Raw genomic sequence first — 12893 nt, 5'->3', positions numbered from 1 at the left:
ACCGGTTGCGGAACTGATCAAGCTCGCGGGCGACCTCCTCGGCATCGACGTGGCGCTGATCCGCTCGGCGCTGCTCGACGTGCTGGAGACCGGCGAGGTCGTGCAGGACATCCTCGGCGACAAGGCGTGCATCTTCCTGGCTGGGCTGCACGCCGCCGAGCGGATGATCGCCGAGCGGCTGCTCCGCCGAACGAAGGGCACGCCGCCCTGGCCGGAGATCGACCTCGCCCGGGCTTTGCCCTGGGTCCAGGACAAGACCGGCAAGACGCTCTCGCCCTCGCAAGGGGAAGCCGTGCGGCTGGTGCTCGGCGCCAAGCTCGCGGTGATCACCGGCGGTCCGGGCGTGGGCAAGACTTCGACGCTCGACACGATTCTGCGCATTCTACGGGCGAAGGGCGTGCAGGTGCTGCTTGCCGCCCCGACCGGCCGGGCGGCCAAGCGCATGACCGAGCAGACCGGGCTCGAGGCCAAGACGATCCACCGCCTGCTGGAGATCGACCCGAAGCACGGCGGTTTCTCGCGCAACGAGGACAACCCGCTCGCCTGCGACCTGCTGGTGATCGACGAGACCTCGATGGTCGACGTGCCGCTGATGAACGCCCTGACCAAGGCGGTGCCGGAGCACGCGGCGCTCCTCCTCGTCGGCGATGTCGACCAGCTGCCCTCGGTCGGGCCCGGGCAGGTCTTGGCCGACGTCATCGCCTCGGGGGCTATCCCGGTGGCGCGGCTGACCGAAGTGTTTCGGCAGGCGGCCGAGAGCCGGATCGTCGTGAATGCGCACCGGATCAACGCCGGCAAGATGCCCGAGCCGGCTGCGCGGGGCGCGGACAGCGATTTCCACCTGATCGAGATCGACGAGCCCGAGCCGGCGGTGGCGACTTTGATCGAGGTGGTGACCAGACGCATCCCGGCGCGCTTCGGCCTCGATCCGGTGCGCGACGTGCAGGTGCTCACCCCGATGCAGCGCGGCGTGCTCGGCGCGCGCAACCTCAACCACGAGCTCCAGGCGGTGCTGAACCCGAACCCCGCCATCTCGGTGGAGCGGTTCGGCTGGCGCTTCTCACCCGGCGACCGAGTGATGGAGAGCCAGAACGACTACGACCGGGAGGTGTTCAACGGCGATCTCGGAACCGTCGCCCGCATCGACGAGGACGAGGGCGCGGTGATCGTCGATTTCGACGGCCGCGAGGTGGTCTACCCATACGGTGAACTCGACACGCTGGTCCCAGCCTACGCCACGACCATCCACAAGTCGCAAGGCTCGGAGTACCCGGCGGTGGTGATCCCGCTGGCCATGCAGCACTGGACGATGCTGGCGCGGAACCTCCTGTACACGGGCGTGACGCGCGGCAAGCGGTTGGTCGTGCTCCTCGGGCAGCGCAAGGCGCTGGGCATCGCGGTCCGCGGCGGCAACACACGGCCGCGGTGGACCAAACTGCGCGAGTGGCTAGCGCGTGAAGCTTGATGTTCGTGGGGACTGAGGCAAGAGGTTTGGACGAGATAATCATCCCGAAGCAAGGGGTGCCATAGAAGCGGACAGAGTCCCTGCCGACGCAATGAGGACGCGTAATAGCAAGCTGCGGAATAACTGCCCAATCCGTCCAATTTAATGCTACAAAACTACCAAGATTTGTTGTAATGTAAAATTGGGTGGCTGCTGTTTATATGATAAAAAAATTTAATTTATTGTTTTAATCGCCCATGCAACAAAAATTAGCAGCGCATTAAGTGAAAGATCAGTTATCTAAGTCGCTGCGGACCAGTTTAAGGAAGGACAGGGCGGCGGCTGATAGCGGGCGCCCAGGGCTTCCCAGTACAGTGACCGAGAACGTCACAGTCGGCTGCAATCTCCGCACGACAACCTGTCCCTTCAGGGCCCTCACAGTAACAGCCTCCGCTACAGCGAAGCCGAGGCCAGCGGCGACCATGGCACAGGCGGCTGCCGCGTTCTGCGTCTCCGCGACAAGGCGAGGCACGACACCGTTGACAGTGAAGAGTTCGTCGACCTGATCGCGGAGGCGGTACTGCCGACCGAGTGAGATGTAGGGTTCGTCATGCAGTTCAGAAAGCGGAATCGCCTTGTTCCGCGTGAGGCGATGCCCGGGTGGCAGGACAACAAGTCCAGGTAGGTCGATCGGTGGTGCTGCGACGAGGGCGCTTCGGCCGACCGGCAGGGCAAACCCGAGGTCGGCATTGCCTGCCTGCACCAGATCATGGACCTCACGCGAACTCGCCACCACGAGCGATATCCGCACCGGCTGCACTTCCCGGGCGAACTTAGCTAGCAGCCGCGGAATGAGCGACAGACCCATCAGTGGCATGGCGGCGACGCGCAACTCTCCGCTTCCGACTCCCCGCATATCGTCGATGGTGCGATCCAGGTGGTCGGCGGCCGCAAACAGAGTCGCGACGTCGCTTTCCAGCTTCACGGCTTCCGGCGTCGGCTGAAGGTGGCGGCGCGAGCGATCGAAGAGCGGCAATCCGGTCTCGTCCTCCAGGCCGCGCAGCAGCTTCGTGACGGCCGGCTGTGAGAGGAACATCCGCTGCGCCGCGCGGCTGACCGAGCCGCTCTGCATGACTGCGCGGAATGCTTCCAGCTGGCGAAGCCGGCTCGGGGTCATCCAAAATCCTGCAACTCGCTACTGAAAGGAATGAAACGACAAAAATTATGAATTTGCGTCCCTCGTCAAGAGATCGCACGCTGTAAAGCATTCGGGGCCGGAAATTCGCGGAGATGCTCAGGCCGGAAGCGACGTGCTCGTTTTATGCCCATGAATAGCTTTCCGATTGCTCACGGAGGCAAGCAATGTTGCGGTCGACACTAGGTCTCTTTACTGCGACGGCCACCGTGCTCAGCATGGCGGCCTCCTCGGCCGCGGCCGAACAGCGCCTGACCGTTGCCGGCTACGGTGGCAGCTATGAGCAGGTCATGCGCTCCAGCGTGATCCCGGCTTTCGAACGTGAGAACAATGTCCGGATCGACTACCTGACCGGCAACTCGTCCGACAATCTCGCCCGCATGCAGGCGCAGCGCGGCAATCAGACCATCGGCGTCGCCGTGCTGGACGACGGTCCGATGGTCCAGGCGGCCGGGCTCGGCCTCTGCCGCCCGTTGCCGGAGACCACCCGGGACGCCGTGTACCCGATCGCCCGCCTTGCGAGCGATCAGGCCGTCGGCACCGGCTTCGGCTTCACCGGCATCGCCTACAACAAGGATGTCTTCGCGCAGAAGAACCTACCGCTCCCAACGTCTTGGATGGACCTCGCCCGGCCTGAATACCGGCAACACATCGCCATCCCGGGCATCGACAATACGTACGGCGTCCACACCCTGGCGATGGTCTCGCGCATCAACGGCGGCAGCGATTCCGACATTGCGCCGGGCCTCAAAGTGCTGCGCCAGCAGATCAACCCGAACGTCCTCGCCTACGAGAGCAGCCCGGGCAAGATGAGCGAGATGTTCCAGTCCGGCGAGATCTGGCTCGCAGTCTGGGGCTCCTCGCGGGTCGCAGCGATGCAGCAGGCGGGTTTCCCCCTGGCCATCGTGCGGCCGAAGGAGGGATCCGTGGTCCTGATGACCGCGGGATGCGCCGTCACCGGCAGCCCGGAGCCCGCTCTTGCCGACAAGTTCCTGGCCTATATGATCTCGCCGACCGTGCAGCTGGCCTTTGCCACCCAGTACGGCGCCGGACCGACCAACCCAGCCACCAAGCTGCCTCCCGAGGTCGCCAACCGGGTGATCTACGGTGAGGATCAGGTGAAGAGCCTCATCGGGCTCGATTGGGATGTGGTGAACCGCAACCGCGCTGACTGGACCCGCCGCTGGCAGCGCGAGGTCGAGCGCTGATGGCCGCCCCGCATTTCCTCACCCTCGACCGAATCGGCAAGGATTACGGGGCTTTCACGGCGATCCGTGAGGTCAGCTTCTCGGTAGCCCCGGGGGAGTTCCTTGGCCTGCTCGGCCCCTCCGGCTGCGGCAAGACCACCACGCTGCAGATGATAGCCGGTTTCGAGGCCCCGAGCCGCGGCCGCATCACGATGGATGGGCGCGATCTGACCACGGTGCCGGCGGCCAAGCGCGGCATCGGGCTGGTGTTCCAATCCTACGCCCTGTTCCCGCACATGACCGCGGCCGAGAACGTGGCGTTCGGCCTGGAGATGCGTCGGGTGTCGAAGGCGGAGCGCATAAAGCGCGTCGCTGAGGCGCTCGATTTGGTCCACCTTGCCCATCTCGCCGACCGCTTCCCGCGGCAGATGTCGGGCGGCCAGCAGCAGCGGGTCGCACTAGCGCGCGCCCTAGTAATCGAGCCACGCCTGCTTCTCCTCGACGAGCCGCTCTCGAACCTCGACGCGAAGCTGCGCGAGGAAATGCAGGTCGAGCTGCGCGAACTCCAGCGCAGGATCGGCGTCACCACGATCCTGGTCACGCACGACCAGTCGGAGGCGATGGCCCTGTGCGACCGCGTTGCGATCATGCAGGGCGGCCGCATTGTCCAGATCGATGCACCGTGGCGGGCCTACGACGTCCCAGCGGACGACTTCGTCGCCGACTTTCTGGGACGCAGCAACCGCCTGCCCGCCTGCGCGGGGGGCGGCCAGGCGGAAGCTGGGGGGCATCGCTTCGCACTGCCGCCGGACCTGGCCGATCGCCAGGGCGACATCCTGCTCACCATCCGGCCGGAGCGCCTGCGCATCGGCGATGATGGGGCCGCAGGGCTCGGCGGGCGGGTGCAGTCGCGCCTCTTCCTAGGGGGCTTCTGGCTCTACGCCGTCGAGACGGCGCTCGGGAGCTTCGCCGTGATGCTGCAGAACACCGGCTCCGTGCCGCACGACGAGGGTGCCCCGGTGACGCTAGACTGGGATGCCCACAGCCTGCGCCGGCTCGAACGCGCATGAACGGCCGGAGTAACCTGACCCCTGCGCTTCTCGCGGCGCCCTCCCTCGTCGTCTATGCCGGCGCGCTGCTGCTGCCGCTCGGTGGCGTGCTGCTCCTCAGCCTGCACGGGTTCGACTTCGAGAAGGGCATCCTGCCCGGCTGGGGCCTGGAGAATTACCGCGACCTGCTGACCGATAGCCTGTTCGCAGAATCGCTGCTGCGGACTCTGCGTATCGCACTCTGGACCACGGCGATCTGCCTGCTGGTTGGCGTGCCAGAAGCCTGGATCATCTACCGCATGGCTCCGCGCTGGCGCGGTGCGATGCTGCTGATCGTGGTCGGGCCGCTGCTCGTGTCGGTGGTCGTGCGCAATTTCGGCTGGATGGTGCTGCTCGGCACGACCGGGCTCGTGAACCAGGTACTGACGATCCTCGGTGTGCCAGGCGCGCCTTTCCGCCTGATGTTCACCGAACTCGCCGTGGTGATCGGCCTGGTGCACGTGATGGTGCCCTTGGTGGTTCTGTCCGTGTGGGCGAGTCTCGGTCGGCTCGATCCGGTGCTGGAGCGCGCGGCCTTCAGCCTTGGGGCGAGCCGTCTGACGGTGTTCCGCCGCGTCGTCCTCCCGAACGTCATGCCGGGCATCATGGCCGGTGCCTTGATGGTGTTCTGCCTGTCGGCCTCGGCTTTCGCGACCCCGGCCATGCTCGGGGGAAAGCGCCTCAAGGTCGTGTCGAGCATGACCTACAACGAGTTCCTGAACACGCTGAACTGGCCGCTCGGCGCTGCGCTCGCGACGCTGCTGATGGTGGCGATCCTCACCGCCACGCTGATCTGGACACGCTTCGTTGAGACGCGGGCCATGCGCCGCCTGGGCGAAGTCGCGGAAGGTGGCAAGGGAGGAAGCCGGGCATGAGCCGCAACGGTCCCCTGGCGCTGGCCTTCCACGCGCTGTTCCTCACCTTCATCCTGGCACCGCTGCTCGTGGTGATCGGCGTATCTTTCACCGGGGAGGGTTACCTCGCCCTGCCGCTCAACGGGCTCTCCCTGCGCTGGTGGCGCGCGATCGGCGACAACCCGCGCTTCCTGGAAAGCTTCTGGTTCAGCTTGCGCCTCGGCGTGACGGCCGCCACGCTATCCGCGCTGATCGCGGTGCCGGCAGCTCTGGCGATCGCCCGGTGGCGCTTCCCCGGTCGCGGGGCTCTGGTGGCGATCCTAGCCTCGCCGCTGATGATCCCGCACGTGGTGCTGGGCGTCGCGCTGCTGCGCTTCTTCTCCGGCTTTGGCCTCTCGGGCAGCTTCGCGGGCTTGGTCACCGCGCATGTCATCGTGATTACCCCCTACATGCTGCGCCTCGTGGGGGCCGGCCTGTCGGGTCTCGATCCGCGGATCGAGCGCGCCGCAGAGAGCCTCGGGGCCTCGCGCCTGACCGTGTTTCGTCGGGTGACCCTGCCGCTGATCGCCCCGGGCGTCGCGGGGGGCTGGATCCTGGCCTTCGTCACGAGCTTCGACGAGCTGACGGTTAGCCTGTTCCTGGCTTCCCCGTCCGCCAACCCGCTGCCCGTGCAGCTGTTCAACTACATCGACCAGATGACCGACCCGCTGGTCGCGTCCGTGTCGGCTGCCCTGATCCTCGGCACCGCCCTGGTCCTCCTGGTGCTCGATCGCTTCTACCCGATCGACCGCCTCCTCACCGGGGAGCGCCGCGCATGATTTCGGCAACACAGACGCTGCAGGACGAGACGCGCGATGCCATCGTGGTTGGCGGCGGACTCGTGGGCGCGGCGATCGCGTACGGGCTGCAGCGGCAAGGCCTGTCCACGCTGATGCTGGACGAGGGCGACATCGCCCACCGGGCCAGCCGGGGCAATTTCGGGTTGATCTGGGTCCAGTCGAAGGGCCTGGGCGCACCCCATTACCAGCACTGGACCCATGGCTCGGCGCAGGCTTGGCCGGGGCTCGCCGAGGATCTGTCCGAGGCTACCGGCATCGGCGTCGGCCTGCACCAGCCGGGCGGCCTGCATTTCTGTTTCTCGGACGCGGAGATGGCGCAGCGCGACGCGCTGATGGGGCAGCTCCGCAGAGAGGCCGGCAATGCCGGTTACGAATACCGCATGCTGAGTGTCGCGGAGCTACGCGACATGGTCCCGGGACTCGGGCCCAAGGTCGTGGGTGCCTCCTGGACCCCCTACGATGGGCATGCGAGCCCGCTGCATCTCCTGCGCGCGCTCCACGCGGCGTTCCAGCGGGCGGGCGGCCATTACCGGCCGAATGCCCGGGTCGAGGCCGTCACGGCGGCACCCCACGATTTTTCCGTCAGCCTTGGCACGGCGATCGTGCGGGCGCCCCGGCTCGTGCTGGCCTCCGGGTTGGGCAACGCCGACCTTGCACCGCTCGTCGGCCTCGCCGCTCCGCTGCGCCCCGAGCGCGGCCAAATCCTCGTCACGGAACGCACCCGCGAGGTGCTCGCTCTGCCGACCCACGTCGTCCGCCAGACCGACGAGGGCTCGCTCCTCCTTGGAGACAGCAAGGAGGACATGGGTTTCGACACCCTGAGCCAGACCCCCGCGATCATGCGGGCCATCGCCCAACGGGCGGTGCAGACCTTCCCGTGGATCGCTGAACTGAACATCGTCCGGGCCTGGGCGGCCCTGCGGGTCATGTCGCCCGATGGGAAGCCGATCTACGACGAGTCCGAGCGCTGCCCCGGGGCGTTCCTGGCCAATTGCCATTCGGGCGTGACCCTGGCGGGGGCGCATGCGCACCTGCTCGCCCCGATGATCGCAGCCGGCGCGTTGGCGCCGGAGATGTCCCCCTTCAGCGCGAGACGGTTCGATGTTCAGAAGGCGGCCTGAAGCCCGCCCCGCCCCGCGGGACCGGCTGGTGGACGTGTACGTGGCCGGCGCGGTGGTCCGCGTCCCCGAGGGCGCTTCCGCCGCCGCCGCGGTGCTGCTCTCCGGCGCCCCGGCGATCCGCACGACGCCGGTAAGCGGAGCTCCGCGCCTGCCCTATTGTATGATCGGCATCTGCTTCGATTGCCTCGCTGAGATCGACGGCGTCGCCAACCGCCAGGCCTGCCTGGTCCCGGTGGCGCCGGGCATGCGCATCGAGCCGCAGCAGGGACCGCGCGCGGCCCGGCCCCACCATAATGCCCCGGAGGCCGCATGAACTACGATCTCGCCATCGTGGGCGCCGGCCCGGCCGGCATGGCCGCCGCCATTGAGGCCAACGCGCTGGGGCTCTCGGTCACCGTGCTCGACGAGCAGGCTGCCCCTGGCGGGCAGGTGTTCCGCGCGGTGGAATCCGCCTCCGGCGACCCGGCCCTCGCGGGCGAGTTCCTGGACGCCGGCGGTGCACTCACCGGGTCATTCCGGGGCGTCACGACGATCGCCTATAGGCCTTCCTCGACGCTGTGGCATCTCGCGCCAGACACAGGAGCGCTCTCGGTGAAAGCCGGTGGGGCTTCGTCGGAACTCGCGGCCCGGCGCGTGCTGCTGGCCACCGGCGCTCAGGAGCGACCGGTGCCGATCCCCGGCTGGACCCTCCCCGGCGTGATGAGCGCCGGCGCGGCCCAAATCCTGCTGAAAACCGCCGGCGCCGTCCCGCAGGGCGCCGTGGTGATCGCCGGCCAGGGACCTTTGTGCTGGCTGCTGGCGGTCCAGCTTCTGCGTGCCGGGGTCGGGCCGCTGACGCTGCTTGAGACCGGTGCCGGCGGCGCGCTCTGGGATGCGTTCCGCGCTGGCGGCCTTTGGACCGGCCGCCGGCTCCTCGGTAAGGGCGTTGCGCTCGTCCGGGAGGCTAAGCGACGCGGCCTTCAGGTCGTGCGGGGCGTACGCGACCTGAGGGCGGAGGGCGACGCGCACGTCCAGGCGGTGCACTGGCATGGAGGTTCGCTGCCTTGCGACACGCTGCTCCTGCACGAGGGCGTGATCCCGTCGACGCACATCACCCGGGCCCTCGGCCTCGACCACGATTGGGACGCGCGGCAGCTGTGCTGGCGGCCCCGCCTCGACCCCTGGGGCGCCACTAGCCACCCGAACGTGGCAGTCGCGGGCGATGGCGGCGGCATCGGTGGCTGGGAGGCGGCGGTTGCCAGCGGCCGGCTGGCGGCTATCGACGCGGCCCACCGCCTGGGGAAGCTCGATGCCGCGGCCCGTGATGCGCGCGCGGCGGCCCCACGCATTTCCCTGCGTTCCGCGCTGTCGCTGCGACCCTTTCTCGACCGGCTCTACGCCCCCGCACCGACTGTGCTGGCGCCCGCGGACGACACCATCGTGTGTCGCTGCGAGGAGATCACCGGCGGCCAGATCCGCGAGGCCGCGCGGCTCGGCGCCACCGGGCCGAACCAGGTCAAGGCGTTCCTGCGCGCTGGCATGGGCCCCTGCCAGGGCCGCATGTGCGGGACCGTGGTCGCCGGCCTGATCGCTGAAATCCGCGGGACCTCGATGGAGGAGGTCGGCGCGCTCCGGCCGCGGGCGCCGTTCAAGCCGATGACTGTCGGCGAGCTCGCGCGGGAACCACAGGACGCGGCCGCGTGAGCGCGCCCGTGGCGCTCCGGATCTGCGTGCTGGGCGGCGGTCCGGCTGGGAGGGCAGCCCTGGCCCGGCTGCCGGGGGCCGTGCTGATCGCGCGCCCGCAGGCGACTGGCTGGCATGCCGAGCCCGGGATCCTCTGGATCGAGAGCGCAGGCCGCATCCGGCCGGAGCCCTTCGATCGCCTGCTGGTCTGCGCCGACGAGCCCCTGCTGCTGGCGAGCCTTGGCTGCGCCTTCACGGAAGGCCACCTCGTTGTCGACGGGGCGGGACGCACCACCGTCCCAGGCATCTCGGCCGCCGGCCGGGTGACCGGCGCGGACTCGGCGGACGCCGCGGCAAGGCAGGGGGCTGCCGCTGCCGAGGCGCTGATGGCGGGGTCTGCCGCAGCCCCGTTCCCGGCGTCGCTTCCGGAGTCTAGCGGAACGGCGTGGCTGGATCCGTTCGACCTCGCGGCGCTTCTGGAGCGTCCCGCCGATCCGGCCCGTGATGCGCGGTTGCGCGCGCACGGCATCCTTGCGGGTCCGGTCCGGCCGGCCCGGCCCGTCAGCCTCGCGGCACTTGCGAGTTTCGTCGCGGAGGCGCCGGAGCCGCATCCGCCGCAGCTGGACGGTGGAGAGCTCGCATGAGGGAGTCCGACGTCCTCGTGGTCGGCGGCGGGCTTCACGGCCTCTCTGCCGCCCTGCATCTCGCCCTGCGCGGCATCCGGGTCCGCGTACTGGAAGCGCAGCAGGTCGGCGCGCACGCGTCAGGCTACTCAGCCGGCGGCGTGCGCACCTTGGGCCGCCACGTCGCCGAGGTGCCGCTCGCGCTGGAAGCCCTCGACCGATGGCATCGCATCGCCACTCTGGTGGGCGAGACCTGCGGCTTCCGCAGCGTCGGGCAGGTGCGGGTGGCCGAGACCGGGGCCGAACTTGCCCGCCTCGCCGAACGCGCGGCGCAGATGCAAGCGCTGGGATTCCGTCACGAAGAGGTCGTGGATGCCGAAACTCTGCGCGGCCTGCTGCCGGCCGTCGCCGGCCACGTGGTCGGCGGCCTGATCGCGCGGCGCGACGGCTACGCGGTCCCGCTCCGGACCACGCAGGCCTTCGGCCGCGCAGCGACAGCCGCCGGGGCGGAGATTCTTGAGGGCGTGCGCGTCTCCGACGCCGAGCGGCGGGACGGACGCTGGATCCTGAAGAGCCGGGACGCGGACACCTATGCAGCCCCGTATCTCGTCAATGCGGCCGGTGCCTGGGGCGGGCGCCTTGCCCGGGCGGTGGGTGAAGCGATCCCGCTCGGCTTTAACGCGTTCCAGATGCTCCTCACCGACAGTCTGCCGCCGTTCCTGACACCCGTGGTCGGCGCAGCCGGGCGGCCGCTCTCCTTCAAGCAATCCGAGAGCGGGCACGTCATGATCGGCGGCGGCCACAAGGGCCTGGCGGATCTCGACACCGGTCAGGTGCGCCTCGACGTCCCGCGTCTCGCCTATTCGGCGCGCACAGCCCTCGACCTGTTCCCGATCCTCCGCGACGCGCGCATCGTGCACGCCTGGGCCGGCATCGAGGGCGTCACGCCGGACGAATTGCCGGTGATCGGCCGCTCGTCGGTCGCGGACGGGCTCGTGCACGCCTTCGGCTTCTCCGGTCACGGCTTTGCCCTGGCACCGGTGATCGGCGACATCATCGCCGACCTCCTCCTCGATGGACGAACCCGCTTCCCCATCGAGCCCTTCGCGGCTGACCGCTTCGGCCGCGTCCCCCTCAGCTCAAGCCTCCGGCCCGCCCTGCCGCAGCCGGCAGGCTGAGTTCACCATCCGCAGAGAGGACCTCACCTGTGATCCAACGTCATATCCGCACGCCCATCATGCATCGCGTCGTCGAGCATGGTGGGGTGCTATATTTGGGCGGCATCGTCGCTGAAGACCGTTCGGCCTCGATGAAGGGGCAGACAGAGCAGGTTCTGGCTCGCGTCGATGCGTTGCTCAGCGAGACGGGGAGCGACAAGAGCAAGATCCTGACAGCCACGCTCTACATCACCGACATGAATCTGAAGGACGAGATGAACGAGGCCTGGACCGCATGGTTGGCTCCAGAAATTCTGCCAAGCCGATCGACCATCGGCGTTGCTGAGCTAGGTCCTAAAGTGTTGATCGAGGCCGTGATCACAGCTGCGAAGTAGCGCGTGAATCGAATGGTGTCTTTCATTTACGCTTCCCTGCCGCTCTAAAATCTACGTTCTTGTCTGAGGCAGGAGTGACGGGCGGTGGAGCAGGCGGCATGTTCTGCTCACCGATGTAAAAATAGATAAAATCAGTCAATTGTCTCTTTGAATACGTAGCATTTCACAACACAGAAACTAGATCAGGACGCAGACATCTGATTTAGCAATTTTAATTCATAACTGGTAGCATTCTGAGATAATTGATTAGTAATTTATGTATGTAACATAAAATGCAATAAATCAATATCCGTTTAAATGCCTGCGATCGTCTGGAGAATTCGGAAAGATTATTAGAAAATAAAAGGCACGTTAGCCAGCGCTGCTAGTAACACCCAACCGAACGATTGGTCAGACTGCTTCCCGATTGAGCCGAAGAACAAGCTGATCGGCAAATTTCGCTGCGGCTACCGATAGAGATCGCCCGCGTAGCTGCGCGAGAACCAGCGTCATCGGCGTCAGATCGCGCGTGTCGATAGGACGACTGCGCAGACGCGGATCCTGGGGGATGCCACTGGGGATTTGAAGGCTGATCACGTCCTCGCGTAGAGTCAGATTGCGCAAGAATTCCAGCGATCCTGACTCGACCGCCGGCCGCAGTTCGACGCCGCGCCGAGCCAGCGCGTGCTCTATGTGGTGGCGGATGGCCAACGAATGGTCGGGCAGTGCCAGAGCGTGAGCCAGGCAATCACGCAGCCGCACCGGCCCGGTCTCCGCCGCCAGCGCGTGGCCCTTGCGCATCAATGCGCAGAGCGTCTGCTGGCCGGAATAGAGCGGATGTAGCTCCGCCGAAGGTGGCGGCTGCAGGATCAGGGCGAGATCCGCCTCAAAGTCCGCCAGGGCGCTCACTCCCTGCGCGTGGTCGCGGACCTGCACCGTGAAGCCGACCTGCGGGAAGCGAGCACGATAGGCCTCCACCTCTTCCGGCACCACCTGCGTGACGAAGGCCTGGCTGCAGGCTAGGGCCACGTGCCCTCGCCGCACCCCCGACAGGTCGGCGATCTGCGAGCGCACCCGCTCAAGATCCGCGGCCTGGTCGCGGATGTGGCGGACGAAGAGCTCGCCGGCCGCGTTGAGCCGCATTCCCTGTGGCAGACGCTCGAAGATCGGCGTGCCGAGCTCGTATTCAAGGTCCTGTATCTGCCGCGTCAGGGCCGAGGGCGTGAGATTCAGACGTTCCGCCGCGCGTCGGATCGAGCCGGCCCGGGCGACTTCGGCGACATAGGTTACCGTGCGCAGGTATTTCATGCCTCCATCATGCTTGCCGTTGCCTGCGAAGCAACGGCACG

Annotated in this window: 13 protein-coding genes; 11 read left to right on the top strand and 2 right to left on the bottom strand. The window is 67.4% G+C overall.

Annotation, left to right across the window (positions count from 1 at the left end; all coding sequences use genetic code 11):
- On the top strand, nucleotides 1-1465 hold a 1465-nt coding region (locus tag MKK65_RS01055), incomplete at its 5' end, for an ATP-dependent RecD-like DNA helicase (protein WP_243954555.1).
- A 271-nt stretch (nucleotides 1466-1736) separates the two neighbouring features.
- Here the strand turns inward: MKK65_RS01055 and MKK65_RS01050 are convergent.
- On the bottom strand, nucleotides 1737-2621 hold the full coding sequence (locus MKK65_RS01050; RefSeq protein ID WP_147907923.1) for a LysR family transcriptional regulator: 885 nt from the start codon (nucleotides 2619-2621) through the stop codon (nucleotides 1737-1739).
- 185 nt (nucleotides 2622-2806) lie between these two features.
- On the opposite strand from MKK65_RS01050, the gene MKK65_RS01045 reads away from it, so the two are divergent.
- Genes MKK65_RS01045 through MKK65_RS01000 form a run of 10 tightly spaced genes read left to right on the top strand, consistent with a single transcriptional unit; the run spans nucleotide 2807 to nucleotide 11565 of the window.
- Nucleotides 2807-3847 carry an ABC transporter substrate-binding protein gene (locus tag MKK65_RS01045; protein ID WP_243954553.1) on the top strand — a complete coding sequence of 347 codons (1041 nt, stop codon included), beginning with the start codon at nucleotides 2807-2809 and terminating at the stop codon, nucleotides 3845-3847.
- Nucleotides 3847-4896, top strand: a complete 1050-nt coding sequence (locus MKK65_RS01040; protein ID WP_243954551.1) for an ABC transporter ATP-binding protein — start codon at nucleotides 3847-3849, stop codon at nucleotides 4894-4896. The genes MKK65_RS01045 and MKK65_RS01040 overlap by 1 nt, the downstream gene beginning before the upstream one ends.
- The gene (locus MKK65_RS01035; protein WP_147907920.1) at nucleotides 4893-5789 is read left to right on the top strand and encodes an ABC transporter permease; all 897 of its coding nucleotides are present in this window, start codon (nucleotides 4893-4895) and stop codon (nucleotides 5787-5789) included. Before MKK65_RS01040 ends, MKK65_RS01035 begins: the two co-directional genes overlap by 4 nt.
- Complete coding sequence (locus MKK65_RS01030) at nucleotides 5786-6586, top strand: ABC transporter permease (protein WP_243954549.1); 801 nt, start codon at nucleotides 5786-5788, stop codon at nucleotides 6584-6586. The genes MKK65_RS01035 and MKK65_RS01030 overlap by 4 nt, the downstream gene beginning before the upstream one ends.
- Nucleotides 6583-7728 carry an NAD(P)/FAD-dependent oxidoreductase gene (locus MKK65_RS01025; protein WP_243954547.1) on the top strand — a complete coding sequence of 382 codons (1146 nt, stop codon included), beginning with the start codon at nucleotides 6583-6585 and terminating at the stop codon, nucleotides 7726-7728. Before MKK65_RS01030 ends, MKK65_RS01025 begins: the two co-directional genes overlap by 4 nt.
- Nucleotides 7709-8041: a (2Fe-2S)-binding protein gene (locus MKK65_RS01020; protein WP_243954545.1), complete on the top strand. Its 333-nt coding sequence runs from the start codon at nucleotides 7709-7711 to the stop codon at nucleotides 8039-8041. Before MKK65_RS01025 ends, MKK65_RS01020 begins: the two co-directional genes overlap by 20 nt.
- The gene (locus tag MKK65_RS01015; RefSeq protein WP_243954543.1) at nucleotides 8038-9411 is read left to right on the top strand and encodes an NAD(P)/FAD-dependent oxidoreductase; all 1374 of its coding nucleotides are present in this window, start codon (nucleotides 8038-8040) and stop codon (nucleotides 9409-9411) included. The genes MKK65_RS01020 and MKK65_RS01015 overlap by 4 nt, the downstream gene beginning before the upstream one ends.
- Nucleotides 9408-10034, top strand: coding sequence for a hypothetical protein (locus MKK65_RS01010; protein WP_243954541.1), 627 nt, complete (start codon nucleotides 9408-9410; stop codon nucleotides 10032-10034). Before MKK65_RS01015 ends, MKK65_RS01010 begins: the two co-directional genes overlap by 4 nt.
- The gene (locus MKK65_RS01005) at nucleotides 10031-11191 is read left to right on the top strand and encodes an NAD(P)/FAD-dependent oxidoreductase (RefSeq protein ID WP_243954540.1); all 1161 of its coding nucleotides are present in this window, start codon (nucleotides 10031-10033) and stop codon (nucleotides 11189-11191) included. Before MKK65_RS01010 ends, MKK65_RS01005 begins: the two co-directional genes overlap by 4 nt.
- 29 nt (nucleotides 11192-11220) lie before the next feature.
- Nucleotides 11221-11565 carry a RidA family protein gene (locus MKK65_RS01000; RefSeq protein ID WP_243954538.1) on the top strand — a complete coding sequence of 115 codons (345 nt, stop codon included), beginning with the start codon at nucleotides 11221-11223 and terminating at the stop codon, nucleotides 11563-11565.
- A 390-nt stretch (nucleotides 11566-11955) separates the two neighbouring features.
- Here MKK65_RS01000 and MKK65_RS00995 read toward each other — a convergent pair whose 3' ends face one another.
- A complete protein-coding gene (locus tag MKK65_RS00995; protein ID WP_243954536.1) occupies nucleotides 11956-12852 on the bottom strand; it encodes a LysR family transcriptional regulator in 897 nt (298 codons plus the stop codon).
- Nucleotides 12853-12893: the final 41 nt, after the last annotated feature.

Origin of the sequence: Methylobacterium sp. J-001 (genome assembly GCF_022829565.1) — a bacterium.
Classification (GTDB): Bacteria; Pseudomonadota; Alphaproteobacteria; order Rhizobiales; family Beijerinckiaceae; genus Methylobacterium.
The sequence above is the reverse complement of the archived record's forward strand: the minus strand, read 5'-3'. Positions and strand labels throughout refer to the sequence as shown.

What these genes read in the sequence shown, in the direction of transcription:
- MKK65_RS01050 (WP_147907923.1), bottom strand. Translation starts at nt 2,621, where the DNA reads ATGACCCCGAGCCGGCTTCGCCAGCTGGAAGCATTCCGCGCAGTCATG.
- MKK65_RS01045 (WP_243954553.1), top strand. Translation starts at nt 2,807, where the DNA reads ATGTTGCGGTCGACACTAGGTCTCTTTACTGCGACGGCCACCGTGCTC.
- MKK65_RS01040 (WP_243954551.1), top strand. Translation starts at nt 3,847, where the DNA reads ATGGCCGCCCCGCATTTCCTCACCCTCGACCGAATCGGCAAGGATTAC.
- MKK65_RS01035 (WP_147907920.1), top strand. Translation starts at nt 4,893, where the DNA reads ATGAACGGCCGGAGTAACCTGACCCCTGCGCTTCTCGCGGCGCCCTCC.
- MKK65_RS01030 (WP_243954549.1), top strand. Translation starts at nt 5,786, where the DNA reads ATGAGCCGCAACGGTCCCCTGGCGCTGGCCTTCCACGCGCTGTTCCTC.
- MKK65_RS01025 (WP_243954547.1), top strand. Translation starts at nt 6,583, where the DNA reads ATGATTTCGGCAACACAGACGCTGCAGGACGAGACGCGCGATGCCATC.
- MKK65_RS01020 (WP_243954545.1), top strand. Translation starts at nt 7,709, where the DNA reads ATGTTCAGAAGGCGGCCTGAAGCCCGCCCCGCCCCGCGGGACCGGCTG.
- MKK65_RS01015 (WP_243954543.1), top strand. Translation starts at nt 8,038, where the DNA reads ATGAACTACGATCTCGCCATCGTGGGCGCCGGCCCGGCCGGCATGGCC.
- MKK65_RS01005 (WP_243954540.1), top strand. Translation starts at nt 10,031, where the DNA reads ATGAGGGAGTCCGACGTCCTCGTGGTCGGCGGCGGGCTTCACGGCCTC.
- MKK65_RS00995 (WP_243954536.1), bottom strand. Translation starts at nt 12,852, where the DNA reads ATGAAATACCTGCGCACGGTAACCTATGTCGCCGAAGTCGCCCGGGCC.